10 protein-coding genes are annotated in these 16,344 nt (G+C 59.3%); 6 read left to right on the top strand and 4 right to left on the bottom strand.

Annotated features, from left to right (window positions below):
* Nucleotides 1-117: 117 nt before the first annotated feature.
* Genes NQ492_RS03070 through NQ492_RS03050 form a run of 5 tightly spaced genes read left to right on the top strand, consistent with a single transcriptional unit; the run spans nucleotide 118 to nucleotide 9,234 of the window.
* A complete protein-coding gene (locus NQ492_RS03070; RefSeq protein WP_083810259.1) occupies nucleotides 118-3,534 on the top strand; it encodes a SusC/RagA family TonB-linked outer membrane protein in 3,417 nt (1,138 codons plus the stop codon).
* A gap of 13 nt (nucleotides 3,535-3,547) precedes the next feature.
* Nucleotides 3,548-5,086 (top strand): SusD/RagB family nutrient-binding outer membrane lipoprotein, encoded by a 1,539-nt coding sequence (locus NQ492_RS03065; RefSeq protein WP_172633823.1) that lies wholly within the window; start codon nucleotides 3,548-3,550, stop codon nucleotides 5,084-5,086.
* A gap of 15 nt (nucleotides 5,087-5,101) precedes the next feature.
* Complete coding sequence (locus NQ492_RS03060) at nucleotides 5,102-6,043, top strand: endonuclease/exonuclease/phosphatase family protein (RefSeq protein WP_015547864.1); 942 nt, start codon at nucleotides 5,102-5,104, stop codon at nucleotides 6,041-6,043.
* A gap of 30 nt (nucleotides 6,044-6,073) precedes the next feature.
* Nucleotides 6,074-8,080 carry a DUF5689 domain-containing protein gene (locus NQ492_RS03055; RefSeq protein WP_015547863.1) on the top strand — a complete coding sequence of 669 codons (2,007 nt, stop codon included), beginning with the start codon at nucleotides 6,074-6,076 and terminating at the stop codon, nucleotides 8,078-8,080.
* An 11-nt stretch (nucleotides 8,081-8,091) separates the two neighbouring features.
* Nucleotides 8,092-9,234, top strand: coding sequence for a hypothetical protein (locus tag NQ492_RS03050; RefSeq protein WP_015547862.1), 1,143 nt, complete (start codon nucleotides 8,092-8,094; stop codon nucleotides 9,232-9,234).
* Nucleotides 9,235-9,332: 98 nt separating this feature from the next.
* On the opposite strand, the gene NQ492_RS03045 is transcribed toward NQ492_RS03050, so the two are convergent.
* The 4 genes from NQ492_RS03045 to panC form a co-directional block, all read right to left on the bottom strand.
* Complete coding sequence (locus tag NQ492_RS03045) at nucleotides 9,333-12,233, bottom strand: M16 family metallopeptidase (protein ID WP_044054585.1); 2,901 nt, start codon at nucleotides 12,231-12,233, stop codon at nucleotides 9,333-9,335.
* A 12-nt stretch (nucleotides 12,234-12,245) separates the two neighbouring features.
* Nucleotides 12,246-12,758 (bottom strand): DUF456 domain-containing protein, encoded by a 513-nt coding sequence (locus NQ492_RS03040; protein ID WP_015547860.1) that lies wholly within the window; start codon nucleotides 12,756-12,758, stop codon nucleotides 12,246-12,248.
* Nucleotides 12,759-12,940: 182 nt separating this feature from the next.
* A complete protein-coding gene (gene panD / locus NQ492_RS03035; protein WP_015547859.1) occupies nucleotides 12,941-13,300 on the bottom strand; it encodes an aspartate 1-decarboxylase in 360 nt (119 codons plus the stop codon).
* Nucleotides 13,297-14,136, bottom strand: a complete 840-nt coding sequence (panC, locus tag NQ492_RS03030; protein WP_015547858.1) for a pantoate--beta-alanine ligase — start codon at nucleotides 14,134-14,136, stop codon at nucleotides 13,297-13,299. The genes panD and panC overlap by 4 nt, the downstream gene beginning before the upstream one ends.
* Before the next feature lie 109 nt (nucleotides 14,137-14,245).
* Here panC and NQ492_RS03025 point away from each other — a divergent pair, with 109 nt between their 5' ends.
* Nucleotides 14,246-16,270, top strand: coding sequence for a dipeptidyl-peptidase 3 family protein (locus tag NQ492_RS03025; protein ID WP_407651300.1), 2,025 nt, complete (start codon nucleotides 14,246-14,248; stop codon nucleotides 16,268-16,270).
* Nucleotides 16,271-16,344: the final 74 nt, after the last annotated feature.

Below are 16,344 nucleotides of genomic sequence, written 5' to 3'. Positions count from 1 at the left end.
CCTGTCTTCGCCTTTCCGATTTTTGCGGCTTCCGCCCGAACGGATGCCGTTCTGCTTCGGTCCGATGCCCCGATCGCGGCAACGTACCAATACCTTTAAACTTCCAACCCGGAAACAATGAAACCAAACTTTACCAACGCATTTTTTCAGAAGACACGCTGCTTGCGCACCGTCCTGCGCCGTGCGGTCGTGTGCATGCTGTTGCTGGGCACGACGGTCGTTCACGCCCAGGAACGGAAAATCACCGTGGATACCCGACAGGAGGTGACGCTCGTGCAGCTTTTCCGTCAGGTAGAAGCCTCCAGCGACTATCTGTTCAATTACAAGGACCAGGATGTGGCGGACATCCGTGTTTCGGTGAAGGTCGCCGACGCCTCGATCCAGGAGGTGATGGATCTGGCATTGGCGCGCACTTCGCTGACCTATACCGTCAAGGGCCGCCATGTCATCATCGGACAGTCCGCAGCGCGGTCTGCCGGAACACCCGGAACCGATTCCCGGCCGGTGGCCCTGACGGGGCGTGTTACCGATGAAAAGGGCATGCCGTTCGTCGGCGTCACGGTCATCCAGGAGGGAACCACCAACGGATGCGTCACCGATGCCGACGGCAACTACCGCATCAGCGTCCCGGTCGGGGCGTCCGTTTCGTTCAGTTATATCGGCTACAAGACCCAGCGGACGCATGTCGGCGTGCAGACCCGTGTGGACATCCGTCTCGAACCGTCGGACATTTCGCTGGAAACGGTCGTGGTCACGGCCCTCGGCATCAAGAAAGCCGAGAAGAGCCTGGGATATTCGCTCCAGCAGGTCAACTCCGACGCTTTCGACAAGGTGAAGACCGATAATCCGATCAACGCCCTGAACGGCAAGGTTGCCGGACTTACGGTCAATACCCGCGCCGGCATTCTGGAAGATCCTCCGATCAAGCTGCGTGGCGAGACCCCGATCTACGTCATCAACGGAACGCCCGTGACCTATTACCGCGGCGTTTCGTCGGACGACATCGAATCGATCACGGTCCTGAAAGGTCCGCAGGCGGCCGTGCTTTACGGTTCGCGCGGCGCCAACGGTGCGATCCTGATTACTACCAAGACAGGCGACGACATCGGCGAGAAGACCGAGATCACGCTCAACTCCTCGACGATGTTCACCGCCGGGTACCTCACCCTGCCCGAGCAGCAGAGCATCTACGGTACGGGCGATTTCGGCCAGTATTCCTACCTCGACGGCAAGGGCGGCGGCGTATACGACGGTCTGTGGACCTGGGGCCCGAAACTCGACCAGAAGGACCCCACCACGCCGAGCGGTTATTTCGAGACCGTACAGTACAACAGCCCGATCGACCCCAAGACGGGGAAGCGGATTCCGACGCCTTTCGTCTCCCACAAGGACAATTTCCGCAATTTTCTGCAACAGGGCCTCACCACGAGCAACAACGTCAGCATCTCCCATAAATTCAAGGAGGGGTCGTTCCGCATCAGCCTCAACCAGCTCTACCGCCGGGGGCAGACTCCCAACACCGATCTCAAGCGCTTCGGCGTCAATATGGCGGCCAACTACAACATCACCAGGAAGCTGCATATCAATGCCAGCATGATCTACAACTATACCTATTCCAAAAACCGTCCCTGGTCCGGTTACGGCAATTCGCATCCGTATTACAACATTCTGGTGTATATGGGCGCCAACAACGACATCCGCGATCTGCGCAATTACTGGGAGGAGGGGCAGGAAGGCTACGCCCAGCGTAACTGGAACCACGTGTGGTTCAACAATCCCTGGTTTGTGGCCGAGGAGTACACGCGTCCTTACAGCGAACCCGAACTGATCGCTTCGGCGTCGCTGGACTACGACATCACCGACGACCTCAATTTCATGGTCAAGGCCGCCACCGACTCCAAACACCAGAACCAGGAGGAGTGCAAACCTTACGCCTGGGTGGGCAACGACCGCGGTCTCTATTCGGTCGGCAGCGACCGCCGCGTCGACGTCAACCTCGACGCCATGCTCTCGTACAAGAAACGGTTCGGGGAGTTCGACCTCGACGCCATGCTGGGTGTTTCGCTCTTCAACTACCAGCGCAATTACCTCTTTTCGACGACCGAGGGCGGACTCCAGCAGCCCGATCTCTACAACCTTTCCAACTCGCAGAACACCCCGTCGACCACTTCGAAGATCGAACGCCGCCGCATGGCCGGCGCTTACGGGTCCGTCACGCTGGGTTACCGCGATGCATTCTACCTTTCGTTCACCGGCCGCAACGACTGGTCGTCGACGCTCAACAAGAACAACCGCTCCTTTTTCTATCCGTCGGTGGCGTTCAGCGCACTGATCACCGAGGCGGTCAAGCTTCCGAAGGCTGTTTCCTTCTGGAAAGTCCGCGCCTCGTGGGCCAAGGTCGGGTTCGACCAGTCGACCGTCTACATGTTGCAGGACACCTATTCGTTCAATACCTACTGGGACGGCAATGCCGCGTTCACGCCTCCGACCACGATCATCGATCCCAATATCAAACCCTATTTCACGAGTTCGTTCGAGGTCGGCACGGACCTGCGCTTTTTCGGCAGCCGCCTGCGTTTCGACTTCAGCTATTACCGCACCTACGACGAGGGCCAGATCCAGAAGGTCGACATCAACCAGTCGAGCGGCTACGAGGAGATGCTCACCAACGGCAACGACTACCGCCGTGAAGGATACGAACTGATGGTCGGGGCCACGCCGATCAAAACCAAGGATTGGAAATGGGACATCAGCTTCAACTGGTTCCAGACCCGTAAGTACCTCGACAAGATTTACAACGGGGCCTATAACTACAACAACCTCAAGGTGGGCGACCGTGCCGATGCGCTCTACGAGAGTGTCTGGCAGCGTGATCCGCAGGGCAATTTCATCGTTTTCGAGAACAACGGGCGTCCCATCGAAGACCCCTTCAAGCGTGTGATCGGCTATGCCGGCGCCGATTGGGAGTTCGGCATCTCGTCGACGCTGCGTTACCGCAACTGGAGCCTGTCGTTCGACATCGCGGGCCGTGTCGGCGGTGTCATCCGTTCAGACCTCAACGCCCGTATGATCGAAGCCGGAACCCACAAGCTCACGGCCGCTCCCGAGCGGGAGCTGGACTGGACGAAAACTCCGTCGTACATCCCTTCGAACGCCGTGGTGGTGGTCGACGGCGACATCGAGTATGACGATCACGGCAACGTGCTCTACGATACGCGCGGCTACGCCCCTTCGACTACGCCCGTCTATTTCAAAAGCTGGATCGGCTACATGGGTAAGCTCAACGGTCCCTACACGATGGGTTACAACCTTTTCAAGGGCGATTTCATCAAACTCCGCACGATGTCCGTCGGCTACGATTTTTCGGATTTGCTCTCCGGCAGCCGGATTTTCAAGGGGCTCGAACTCTCCGTTATCGGCACCAACCTGCTCATCTGGAAGAAGCTCGACAACGAAGACCCCGATGCGGCTTACAAGAATTTCTCCTATCCGACCGAACGCATGATCGGCTTCAATCTTACCCTCAAACTCTAATACGGATATGAATATGAAACGCTTTCTCTCGATATTTTTCGTCCTGCCGTTGGTGTTCGTTTCCTGCGACCTGACCATGGACGAGGTGAGCCAGGACGTGAACAAGCCGACGCAGGTGCATCCGAAAACCATCCTCACACAGCTCTGCATCACGACTTTCGGCATCGAATACTACGGTGTGCAGCCCTACCGGCTGGCCTGGCAGTGGGATCAGCGCGGTGGCGGCGGCCATTTCAACTTCCAGCGCCGCAATTTCATCAGCGAATACCGCCGTGTGACCTGGTGCTACGACATGGTCCGCGAAGCCGAACGCCTCAACGATCCCCGTTACATCCACCTTGCGGCATATTTCCGTGCCAGCTGGATTTTCGACACCACCCGACTGTTCGGCGACGTGCCTTACACCGAGGCTGCGCAGGGACGCTTCGACGATCCGAACTTTTCGCCCAAATACGATCCCCAGGAGGAGATCGTGGCCGGGTTGCTGCGGGAGCTTGCAGCGGCCAACGAGGCTCTGGGGGACTACGACAATACCAAAATCGACGGCGATGTGATCTTCGGCGGCGACATTCGCAAGTGGCGTCAGCTGATCAATCTTTACCGCCTGCGCATCCTGATCAACTGCTCGATGAAGCAGACCATCGCCGGGGAGCGTGTCGGCGAACTGTTCGCCGGCATCGTCGGCGATCCGGAGGGCAACCCGATCATGGGGGCGTTGTCCGACAGCGCCATCCGCGACGAAAAGGGCAATATGGAGAATTACAAGTATTACAACGACAACAATTTCGTTTCGTCGTACCGGATCTCCAAGTTCGTCGTCGACTGGATGCGGGAGCGCGGGGACATGCGCCTGCCGAAACTGGCCGAAATGATGATCAAGCTGGACGGCAAGAATGCCGATCCCACGGACCTTGCGAATTACAAGGGCGTCATTCCCAATCCCGGCGCTACGGGCGACAACAACAATACCGACATGGAAGACGGGTCGCAGTCGCGCCTGAAGTCGAAATGGTATCTGGAGCCGGTCGGTCCTTCGGCCATGAACATCGGCTATCCCGAGCAGGAATTCATCCTCGCCGAAGCCGCCCTGCGGGGCTGGACCGACGACGATCCGGAGACCCATTACCTGAACGGCATCCGCGCTGCGCATGAGTTCCTGGGGGTGAGTTCTGCCGACACCCGGGCCTACCTGGGGCACGAAAAGGTGCAGTTCAAGGGCAGCGACACCGAAAAACTGGGTAAGATCATCACGGAAAAATACCTCAATTTCTTCATGCAGGGCGGCAACGAGGCCTATTTCGAACTGCGCCGTACGGGCTATCCCGATTTCTCGGCCTACCTGACGCACAACACCGACCAGATTTACAACGACGGCTACCTGCCTCTGCGCTACCGCTATCCGCAGTCGGAGATCGACAACAACAATGCGCAGGTTTCCGAGGCGATCAAGCGTCTGGACAAGGGCGACGACCGCAATTCACGGATGTGGCTGTTGCAGGGTTCCGATCCGCTCTTCAACCCCGCTCCGTTCCCGTTCCGATATAAAAACTGATAAAAGCAAAACACCATGAATACTTTCCATATTACGAACCGACTTCTGAAATCGACCCTTTTTTGCGGACTTCTGCTGTTCAGCTCCTCGGCCCTCTCGTGCAGTTCGGACGACGACGGCGGCGGCAACGGCGGCACACAGCTGGAATGGCTCGAACCCATCCGCGTGGCGAGCTACAACATCCAGTACGACAACCGCAACGAGGAGGCCGGACGCTGGGAGAACCGCAAGGAGATCGTCTGCCGGCTGCTCGAAGCCGAGGATTTCGACATCTTCGGTGCGCAGGAACCCTACAAGTTCCAGATCGAGGATATGGCCGCCGCCCTTCCCGGATACACCTGGATCGGCACGAGCGTGACGGGCGAAGACAATGTGGAGCGCCGTCATTTCAATCCGATATTCTACAAGACCGACAAATTCGAAGTGCTCGAAAGCGGTTCGTTCTGGTATTCGGAGACGCCCAACGTTCCCAATACGAAATTCTCCGACTCCTATTCCCCGCGCATGTGCAATTGGGCGCATTTCCGCGTGAAGGCCACGGGCAAGGAGTTCTTCCACTTCAACTCGCATTTCGACCATATCGGAACCGTCGCCCGGGCCGAGAGCGCCAAGCTGCTGATCGAGAAGGTCGCGGAGATCGCCGGAAAGACCCCGGCCTTCTGCACCGGTGACTTCAACTCGAACCAGCAGACCAACGTCTACAACACGATCGTTACCTCCGGGACGCTGGTGGACAGCTATGCCCGTACGACCGATAAGGTCAACGCCGACTGGCCCTCCTACAACGGTTACAAGTATATCTCCACACCTCCGGCCAAGGCTTCGCGCATCGACCATATTTTCGTGACCAAGGGCCGGACGAAGGTGCAGTCGTGGGCGATTGTCAACACCTCGTATTCGCAGAAGTACCCTTCGGACCATTTTCCGGTGGTCATCGAGTGGTCCTTTGCCAAATAACGTATATCCATGCCTAAAAGAAACTGAACAATGAACACATACTTCATCAAGCGGTTTATCGCCCGTACGGCGGTCGTGTTGAGCGCCGCGGCGCTCTTCTGCGGCTGTTCGGACGACGACGAGACCTCCACGCTGCATTTCGACAAGCCCGAGGTCGTCATCGGCCCCGAGAGCAGCACCGCCTCTTTCATCCTGCGTTCGGACACGTCGTGGAAACTCCACAGCGACGCGGACTGGTTCACACTCAACCTGACGAAGGGCGCCAAAAGCGCCTCGGTGATCATCACCTACTCGGAGAATACCTCGATGACCGAGAAGCGTACGGCCGTCATTACGGCCACGACGCTCTCGGGCGACGCCAGCGACTCGTTCATCCTTTCGCAAATGCCCGTCGAGTCGTATATCCGTCTCGAAACCGAAGCCCTGCCGATTTCCGCCACGGCAGCACACCACGAAATCGCCGTTGAAACGTCCGTCGATTCGGGCATCGACCTCTCGGTCAGCTACGGGGACGAGGAAGGCGGGGCATGGATCGAAAACCTGACCCTCGCCGACGGAAAACTCGCATTCGACGCCGGGGAGAACGGCTCGTCTGAACGGCGCATCGCGGTGATTTCGCTCCTCTATCAGGATGAGTTCGGCCGCACGACCGAAGCGGCCGTACGTATCACCCAGTCTTTCAGCATGAATCCCTCTGCCGCCACGGAAAAGGACTTCGCCTTTGCGGCAGCCCTCGGGACCGGCGACGTGGAGGAAAACGTCTACGTCACGGGACAGATCGTGCTCGACGGACGCAATGCCAACTTCCCGAATCGGCGTTATTCGATTCAGGACGCCGAAGGCCGTGCGCTGCTCTTCGAGTCGACGATCGACCTGGGCGTCGCCCGCAACGACCGTGTCCGGCTCTGGCTGCTGGGCAGCACCGTGAAGGAGGTTGCCGAAGGGACGTTCACCTATAAAGTTTTCACGGGTATCGCCGCCGAACATATCATGCAGAAAGAGGCCGGTTCGCCCGTACAGCCCCGCGAGGTTTACATCCGCGATCTGACCGACGAGATGCTTTTCTCGCTGGTCCGGCTGCGCGACGTGGAGATCGCGATGCCTTACGGCGGTCTTGTCAACTACGACGAGTACTATGTATCCGGCGGCGGCGTCAATGTCTACGGCAAGAATCTCACCAAGTACTACGGCACGTGCCTGCGCGATATCAACGGCGACCATCTGTACATGTTGACCAATTTCGGCGTGGATTACCGCCGTCATTCGCTGCCGATGGGTTCGGGAACCGTCACGGGCATCCTGACCCGCGAGTACAACTCCAATTTCGGGGAGATGGGCGCTTTCCAGATCCGTCACCTCACCCAGGCGGAGATCGCCCTCGACCCTTCGCGCGAGAACAGCTTCAGCAAGGTGCTCGTCGAGTGGACCTGTGTCAAACCCGCCGGATTCAAGGAGGGCGTGACCCACGTCGCCCCGACGACCGGCCCGGCGTCCGCCTCGCTCTACAAGAGCAATGCCGACGGTTTCTACAACGCCTTCCTCGCCGGCAGCGGCCGCATTTATTTCGGCAACAAGCCGCGCGGCGACGTCGACTCGAACGGTCAGGGTACGGCCAATACGGTCAAGGGCGGCGGTATGTATTCGGCGCTGTGGGATACGGACACCTACTGGCTTATCAGCAACGTCTCGACCTCGGGAATCCGTTCGCAGCTGTCGTTGCAGATCGAGACCAATTCGCTGCTGGCTACCGGACCGCGCGATTTCGTAGTCGAATATTCGACCGACGGTACGTCGTGGACGGCCGTTCCGGGCGGCAGCTATACCGTCATCGGCCAGTGCGACTCGAAAAATGCGCTGCCTCATTACATGCCCGGCTTCAAGGTCTTCGACTTCGCCCTGCCCGCCGCTTTGCAGGACAAGGCGTCGGTCAGCATTCGTCTGCGCTGCGCCAGCCTGACCGGAACCGACGGCAAGTCGTCGGTCGTGCCCAACGCCACGAACCGGCTGGGCCACGTATCTATCAAGTATAACAAGTAAATGACGATTCCATGAAATTCCAGAATATCCTGTTGCTGCTCACGGCCTGCCTGCTGGCAGGTTCGTGCAGCGACGACGACAACGACGGCGCCTGGTTCCTGCCGCGCACGCTTCAGGTGATGGACGCCAAGACCGACGCCCCGCGTGCCAACGAGCCGCTCACGCTCAACTTCATCGGCGACGACGGAGAACTCTACTCCCACCGGCACACCACCGACGAGAACGGCTGCATCCATTTCAAGGGAAGCACCCGGGGGGAGTACCGCGCTGCGTTCAGCTACTTCCCCGGTACGGCCAGCGACTGTTTCCATTCGTTCCGCCTGGATTCCGGCGATGAGGCGCCCATCATTATGACGGTCGAGCCTTTGGCCAAGGAGTTCCGCAGCGCCATCGTCATTACGGGCATGCTGGCCGACGCCAAGGGTAGCGACACGAACAACGAATACATTCAGTTCATGGCCCTCGAGGAGATCGACTTTGCGCAGACGCCCTACTGCGTTATCGCCTGCCGCAACAACAAGGTCAACGCCAAGGGCTGGGTGCAGGGCAGTTACGTTACCTACAAGTTCAACCTCACCTCGGGCCGTGCGGCCAAGGGCACATTTTTCTATGTCGGCGGTGTCAACAAGCGGCTCAACGGCAATTCGAGTGCGGACATCAGCGGAGCCAACTGGATTTGCAGTGTCGACTACAATACGCAGGCCGGGGCCGACGGCATCGGCGACAAGACCACCGGATTCCTTCACAACTACAACAGCAACGGCAATAAAAATATCGCCGACGGCATCGCTGTTTTCAAGGGTACGGAGGTCGACGAAAAGAGTGTCCCGTGCGACGCGGTCTTCTACGGCGCCACCATTACCACGGACGTCTACAACCCGGCCGGTTACGGCTACCGGATTCCCGACAACGATCTTTACAGCACGAAGAACCTCCTGTCGGGCGTCGGTCAGCCCTTCTTCGGGCAGGGAACCAATACGTTCCTCTTTCCCGACGGCGGCAACGATGCCGGGGAGTTCGTTTTCTTCGGCGGCAGTTTTACGCAGGGCGGTTACTATCGCGGCCGTTCGGCTGTCTGCCGGAAGCTGGCCGCCGATGCTTCGGGATCGCTCGCCGACATCGAAAGCGGGGACGGCGTTACGACTTATCTCTGATTCCGGAAGGGGAGCGCGCTGCGCCTCCTCTTTGTCCGGACTGCCTGAAAAAAGCCCTTTCCGAAAGGAAAGGGCTTTTTGGAACATCTTTTGCCGGTTTAATACCCGAATATCTCCTCCTGCGAGACGGTCCGGATCGGACCGAGCGTCTTGAGGTAGTTGAGGTCGAGATCCTGGATGTCGCCCAGGATGCCGTAGACGTATTTGCGGTTCTTGACCCACTTCTCCTGCGCGGCCTTCACGTCGGCGAGCGTCATCGCCTGCACCTTTTCGAAAATCTGCTTGTCGCGGTCCTCCTCAAGGCCCAGGTTGCGCAGTCTGATGAAACTCCACAGCACCTGTTCCTTCACCGTGCGGTCGGTGCGCAGGCGCGAGATCAGTCCCTCTTTGGCGATTTTGAACGCAGTCTCCGATTCGGGCATGTTGTTGATGATCTCGTCGAAAGCTTCGATCGCCATCTGCATCTTGTCGTTCTGCGTGGCGATGAAAGCTATGTAGCCGTATTTCGTGTCGGCGTAGTTCGGTTGCATGATGTATGCCGAAGCCGAGTAGGCCAGGCCGCGTGCCTCGCGCATCTCCTGGAAGACGACCGAGTTCATGCCGCCGCCGAAATACTCGTTGTAGAGCGTGATTTCGGGGTCGGCCGCGACGTCGAACTGTTTGCCGAGGTTCGCATATTGCAGGTAGTAGAGCTGCTTGGCGTCGTATTGGGCCATCAGCACTTTGCTTTCGTCCGTGGGCAGCAGTTGCAGGTGCTTCTTGTCGAGCGGCTGAAGCTCCGCAGACGTTTTGTGGTGCATGGCCAGCGCCTCCGTCACCTCCTTCTCCGACTGCGGGCCGTAGTAGAGCACTTCGTGCTGTTTGCCCATCAGTTCGCCGATCTTCGCCAACAACATTTCGGAACTCATCGCTTCGAGCGCCGGGTTGGTGAGCGTCGTGCGGCGGATGAAGTCGGGACCGTAGAACACGTAGGTCCGCAGGGCGCCGAAGCAGCGGCTCTGGTTGAGTTTGGCGTCGGCGCGGCTCTTGATCATGTCGGCCTTGAGGTTGGCGAGAATCGCCTCGTCGGGCTTGGGCCTGTTCAGCAGTCCCTCGACGATTTCCATGGCTTCGGCCATATTCTCTCCCAGTCCCGTAATCGAGATGCGGCACGAGGTGGGGCCGGCCTGCATCGAGAACGAGCAGGCGATGCCGTACATCTTCGAGGCGATCTGCTCGGCCGTCAGCGACTCGGAACCGAGGTAGCCCAGGTAGTCGAACGCCAGATTGAGCGCCGGATCGTTCTCCGTGCCCGTGTCGAACACATAGGTCAGTGTGAAGATGTCGTTCGACTCGTTTTTCTTATAAAGTACGTCGATTCCCTTGCGGGCCTCGAACTGCGACATGTCCTTCTTGTAATCCACGAACACCGGTTCGATGGGTTTCACCTCCGTGTTCTGGATTTCGGTCAGGAATACGCTCTGCGCGTCGCGGTTGGTGGCGATGGGCGTGATTTTCGGGGCTGCGATCTTCTGCTCACCGGGGTCCTTGCCTTCGCGTTTGTAGACGATGGCGTAACTTTCGGGACCGAGGTATTTGTTGGCCCAGTCCACCACATCCTGCTTGGTGATCTTTTCCATGCGTTCCAGTTGGCGGATGTCGTCGGCCCACTCCTTGCCGTAGATGAACGAGTAGACGTAGAACATGGCGCGCTGGTCGTATTTGTCGAACTCGTTCATCAGCTGCATCTTGTAGTTGTTGATCGAAGCCTCGATCAACCCTTCGTCGAACTCTCCGGCGCGAATCTTTGCTGCTTCGGCCAACAGCAGGTCGCGCACCTCGTCCAACGACTGCCCGGCTTTCGGATTGCCATCCATGAGGAACATTCCGTAGTCGGGCTGCGTCGAGGCATAGGCATAGGCCGAGAGCACCTTCTGCTGCTGGTTCAGGTCGAGGTCGATCAGGCCTGCCTGCCCGTTGTAGAGGACCGAACCTACGATATCCGCCACGTCGTTCGAGGGGTCCGTTGCGGCCGGCAGCCGCCATCCCAGCATGACGCGCGCGGCCTCGGGACCATAGACCTCCTTCACCACGGGCGCGGTGATCGGCTCTTCGGGCTTGAATTCCAGTTTCGGCAGGTCGGGGTTGGGCTGCATGTCGCCGAAGTACTTGTCGATCGTTGCGATCATCTGGTCGGGATCGAAGTCGCCCGAGACGCAGACGGCCATGTTGTTGGGCACGTAGTAGGTCTTGTGGTAGTTCTTGACGTTGGTGATCGACGGGTTCTTGAGGCTCTCCTGCGTTCCCAGCACGGTCTGCGTGCCGTAGGGATGGTTGGGGAAGAGCGCGGCGTCCATCGCCTCCCAGATTTTGCGGCCGTCCTGCGTCAGCGACATGTTTTTCTCTTCGTAGATGGTCTCCAGTTCGGTGTGGAAGCCACGGATCACGGGATTAAGGAATCGGTCGGCCTGGATTTTAGCCCAGTTGTCGATCTGGTTCGAAGGGATGTCCTCGACGTAAACGGTCATGTCCTGCGACGTGAAGGCGTTGGTCCCGTTGGCGCCGATGGCGGCCATCAGTTTGTCGTATTCGTTGGGAATGGCGATCTTTGAAGCCTCGTAGCTGATCGAGTCGATGCGGTGGTAGATTGCCGCGCGCTCGGCTTCGTCCGTGGTCTTGCGGTAGACCTCGAAGAGCCGTTCGATCTCGTCGAGCATGGGTTTCTCGGCGGCGTAGTCGGACGTTCCGAACTTTTCGGTTCCCTTGAACATCAGGTGTTCGAAGTAGTGTGCCAGACCGGTCGTCTCGGCGGGGTCGTTCTTGCCGCCGACCCGCACGGCGATGGCCGTCTGGATGCGGGGCTGCTCCTTCATGACGCTCATGTAGACCTTCAGGCCGTTTGGAAGCGTGTAAATCCGGGTTTTCAGCGGATCGCCCGACACCGTCTCGTACTTGTATTTGCTGCAAGACGAAGCGAGCATCGCGAGGATGACCGCCGTTAGTAGTAGAAACCTTTTCATATGCGATATGTTTTAGAAAGTGGTTGCGAACCAGTCCCGGAGAGCGGGGTAGGTGTCGGCCGCGACATGGATCAGCATGCCTGCCGAGGCGGCCAGCTTGACGCCCGTGCCGACGACGAATGCGAGGAACGACCCGAATCCCACGAGGAAAGCCTTCGGAACGTCGCTCCGGTCGTTGAGCAGTTCGCCCAGCACGGCGCCCGCGAACGGGCCGAGGATGATCCCCACGGGCGGAAAGAGGAAGAACCCGGCGAAGACGCCTGCCGTGGCCCCGATGGCTCCCGAGCGCGATCCGCCGAAGCGCCGCGTCATCCATGCGGGCAGGAAATAGTCGGCGGCGCTCACGGCGACGGTCACGGCGAGCCACAGCCAGATCGCCCCGGAGGTCATCTGGGAGTAGGAGGTGAACCAGGCGCAGAGAAGTCCGGCGTAGCTCAACGCCACGCCCGGCAGAGCCGGTACGATGCAGCCGATGATGCCCAGTATCGAGAGCGCAAAGGCGGCTATGGAGAGGGTTATGTCCATCGAAAAGTGCTTGGCCCTGCGGCGGCGGAACTATCCGGTGAGCCGGGCGGATTCGTCCGGACCGGCCGGGGCGCGCGGCCGCCGCAGGGGTTATCTTCTGCAAAGATAACGGATTAAACGAAAAAACCTCCCTTTTCGGGGAGATTTTGTGTCGGGTCGGCCTGCCGCCGCGCCGGGGCGCGTTATTTCACGAGCCGGTTGGTCGCCGTGTCGGGGAAAACGATCCACGGGCGGAACTGCTTGGCGTCCTCGAAATCCATCAGCGCGTAGGATGCGATGATGATCACGTCGCCCACCTGCACCTTGCGTGCCGCGGCGCCGTTCAGGCACACGCAGCCGCTGTTGCGCTCTCCCTTGATCGTGTAGGTCTCGAAACGCTCTCCGTTGTTGATGTCCATGATCTGGACCTTCTCGCCTTCGATCACATTGGCGGCTTCCATGAGCGCCTCGTCGATGGTGATGCTCCCCACGTAGTTCAGGTCGGCCTGCGTGACCGTTACGCGGTGGATCTTCGATTTGATGACTTCAATCTGGAATTTCATGATCGGATACAGATATTATCAATTAAACGGATCTCCCCGGCCTGTACGGCGATGCAGCCCTGGATATGCTCCGAGTCGCTCCATGCGGCGACCTCCTGCATCGTCAGCGCGTCGACCGACTGGTAGTAGATGACCTTGAGCAGCGGGTTGCGCTCCACTTCTGCCGTGACCCATGCCTTCAGTTCGGCGGGCGTCATTTCGTGCGATTTCTCCACGGCTGCGCGCAGCGTGGCGTAGATGTGCGGCGCTGCGGCGCGGTGCGCCTCGTCGAGCAGCGTGTTGCGCGACGAGAGCGCCAGTCCGTCCTCTCCGCGGACGATGGGGCATTCGACGATCTCCACCGGCAGTTTCAACTGGGCCGTCATCGCCTTGATCACGGCGATCTGCTGGAAATCCTTCTCCCCGAAGTAGGCGCGTGCCGGGCGCACGATGTCGAACAGGCGGCTGACGACCTGCGCCACACCGTTGAAGTGTCCGGGGCGCGTCGCACCCTCCATCACCTTGTCGATCTGCCCGAAATCGAAAATCCGGGTGTCTTCCTCGGGATATATCTCTTCGACCGAAGGCATCAGCACGAAATCCGCGCCGGCCTCTTCCAGCAGGCGCCGGTCGGCCTCCGGGGTGCGGGGGTAGTGCCGCAGGTCGTTCTTGTCGTTGAATTGCGTGGGGTTCACGAAGACGCTCACGACGACCGTGGCGTTCTCCCTGCGGGCGCGCTCCACGAGCGAGCGGTGGCCCGCATGCAGGGCGCCCATCGTGGGTACGAAGCCGATACCCGACTGTTCCGTCCGGTCCAGTTCGGCGCGAAGTTCCTTGACGCTTGTAAATACTTTCATCTCTTTCTTGAAACGAGTTGCGGGGCAAAGGTAGAAATTCCCGCAGACATAAAGAAGGAAAATCGCAGAAAAAGCATTACTTTTGTAGGAATACTAATTTCGAACGAGCATGAAAAAGCTTTTTACTATTGTATCTATGACACTCATCATTCCCGCACTGACCTCGTGCGGCGGTGGCCCCAAGGGCGATATGCCGTGGATCGTCGACCGTTTCGACGACATCAAGGTCATCCGTTACGAAGTTCCCGGTTTCGACGCCCTGCCGCTCGAAGAGAAGGAGCTGATCTATTACCTCTCCGAGGCTGCCAAATGCGGCCGCGACATTCTTTTCGACCAGAACTGCCCGGTGAACCTCCCCGTGCGCCGCACGCTGGAGACGGTTTACGAGAACTATAAGGGCGACCGCACGACGGCCGAGTGGAAGGCGTTGGAGAAATATCTCAAGAAGGTATGGTTCGCCAACGGCATCCACCACCACTACTCGAACGACAAGTTCGTGCCCGAATTCACCGAAGGCTACCTGCTCGACGCGATCGAGACCATCCCCGAGGAGAAGTTCGGCTCCCTGAACTCCCTGCGCGGCGAGGTCTGCCGGGCGATCTTCGATCCGGCGCTCTATCCGACGAAGCTCAACCAGAAGGCCGGCGACGACCTGCTGCTCACCTCGTCGAGCAACTACTACCACAACGTGAGCCAGGCCGAGGCCGAGGCGTTCTACGCCGACATGGCCGCCGCCGATGCGGGCAATCCCGAGCCGGTCTCCTACGGCCTGAACTCGCAGCTGACGAAGGATGACGCGGGACGCATCTGCGAGCGTGTCTGGAAGCTGGGCGGCATGTATTCGCCGGCCATCGAGTGGATCGTCTACTGGCTCGAAAAGGCGCAGGCCGTGGCCAAAGAGCCGCAGAAGACCAACATCGCGGCGCTCGTCAGCTACTACAAGACGGGCGATCTGAAAGAGTTCGACCGCTACAACATCGGCTGGGTGAAGGACACCGTTTCGAACGTTGATTTCGTCAACGGCTTCATCGAGGACTACGGCGATCCGCTGGGCCGCAAGGCTTCGTGGGAGGCCAACGTCAACTTCATGGACACCGAGGCCTGCCACCGCACGGAGGTGATCTCCGACAACGCCCAGTGGTTCGAGGATCATTCGCCCGTGGCCGAGGCCTACCGCAAGCCGGTCGTGAGGGGCGTTTCGGCCAAGGTCATCACCGTGGCGATGCTCGGCGGCGACTGCTATCCCGCGACGCCCATCGGCATCAACCTGCCCAATGCCGACTGGATTCGCAAGGAGTACGGCTCGAAGTCGGTCACCATCGACAACATCACCTATGCCTACGACATGGCTGCTCACGGCAACGGTTTCAACGAGGAGTTCGTGCTCCGCGCCGAGGACCGCGAGCGGATGGAGCGGTACGGCAAGCTGGCCGACGACCTGCACACCGACCTGCATGAGTGCCTGGGGCACGGCTCGGGCCAGCTGGCTCCGGGTGTCAAGGGCGGCGAGCTGAAGAGCTACGGCTCGACGCTCGAAGAGACCCGCGCCGACCTGTTCGGGCTTTACTACCTGGGTGATCCGAAGCTGGTCGAACTGGGGCTGATTCCCTCGCTCGACGTCGCCAAGGCGGGTTATGCCAAGTATATCCTCAACGGCATGATGACCCAGCTGGCGCGCATCGAGCCGGGCAAGAACGTCGAGGAGTCGCACATGCGCAACCGCAAGCTGATCTGCGAGTGGTGCTACGAGCGCGGCAAGGCCGACAAGGTGATCGAGCTGGTGAAGGAGAACGGCAAGACCTACGCCGTGGTCAACGACTTCGGCAAACTGCGCGACCTGTTCGGCCAGATGCTCCGCGAGGTGCAGCGCATCAAGTCCGAGGGCGACTACGAAGCCGGCAAGACGCTGGTCGAGCAGTATGCCGTCACGGTCGATCCCGAGCTGCACAAGGAGGTCCGCGACCGCTACTATGCGCTCGACATCGAGCCTTACGGCGGTTTCGTCAATCCCGAATACGAACTGGTGGAGAAGGACGGCAGGATCGTCGACGTGAAGATCTCCTACCCGGCCGACTACGTGGGACAGATGCTCGGCTACGCGAAGGATTATTCGTTCCTGCCCAACATCAATTAGTTTTCGATGATTGCGGTGCACCTGCCGCACATCCCTCGAATCCCCGAATGGGACGTCCGCTGAGGACTACCCAT

The organism is Alistipes shahii WAL 8301 (assembly GCF_025145845.1).
Taxonomy (GTDB): Bacteria; Bacteroidota; Bacteroidia; order Bacteroidales; family Rikenellaceae; genus Alistipes; species Alistipes shahii.
The sequence above is the reverse complement of the archived record's forward strand: the minus strand, read 5'-3'. Positions and strand labels throughout refer to the sequence as shown.

Excerpts from the sequence above, each read along its gene's own strand:
- NQ492_RS03070 (WP_083810259.1), top strand. The coding sequence starts at position 118 with ATGAAACCAAACTTTACCAACGCATTTTTTCAGAAGACACGCTGCTTG.
- NQ492_RS03065 (WP_172633823.1), top strand. The coding sequence starts at position 3,548 with ATGAAACGCTTTCTCTCGATATTTTTCGTCCTGCCGTTGGTGTTCGTT.
- NQ492_RS03060 (WP_015547864.1), top strand. The coding sequence starts at position 5,102 with ATGAATACTTTCCATATTACGAACCGACTTCTGAAATCGACCCTTTTT.
- NQ492_RS03055 (WP_015547863.1), top strand. The coding sequence starts at position 6,074 with ATGAACACATACTTCATCAAGCGGTTTATCGCCCGTACGGCGGTCGTG.
- NQ492_RS03050 (WP_015547862.1), top strand. The coding sequence starts at position 8,092 with ATGAAATTCCAGAATATCCTGTTGCTGCTCACGGCCTGCCTGCTGGCA.
- NQ492_RS03045 (WP_044054585.1), bottom strand. The coding sequence starts at position 12,233 with ATGAAAAGGTTTCTACTACTAACGGCGGTCATCCTCGCGATGCTCGCT.
- NQ492_RS03040 (WP_015547860.1), bottom strand. The coding sequence starts at position 12,758 with ATGGACATAACCCTCTCCATAGCCGCCTTTGCGCTCTCGATACTGGGC.
- panD (WP_015547859.1), bottom strand. The coding sequence starts at position 13,300 with ATGAAATTCCAGATTGAAGTCATCAAATCGAAGATCCACCGCGTAACG.
- panC (WP_015547858.1), bottom strand. The coding sequence starts at position 14,136 with ATGAAAGTATTTACAAGCGTCAAGGAACTTCGCGCCGAACTGGACCGG.
- NQ492_RS03025 (WP_407651300.1), top strand. The coding sequence starts at position 14,246 with ATGAAAAAGCTTTTTACTATTGTATCTATGACACTCATCATTCCCGCA.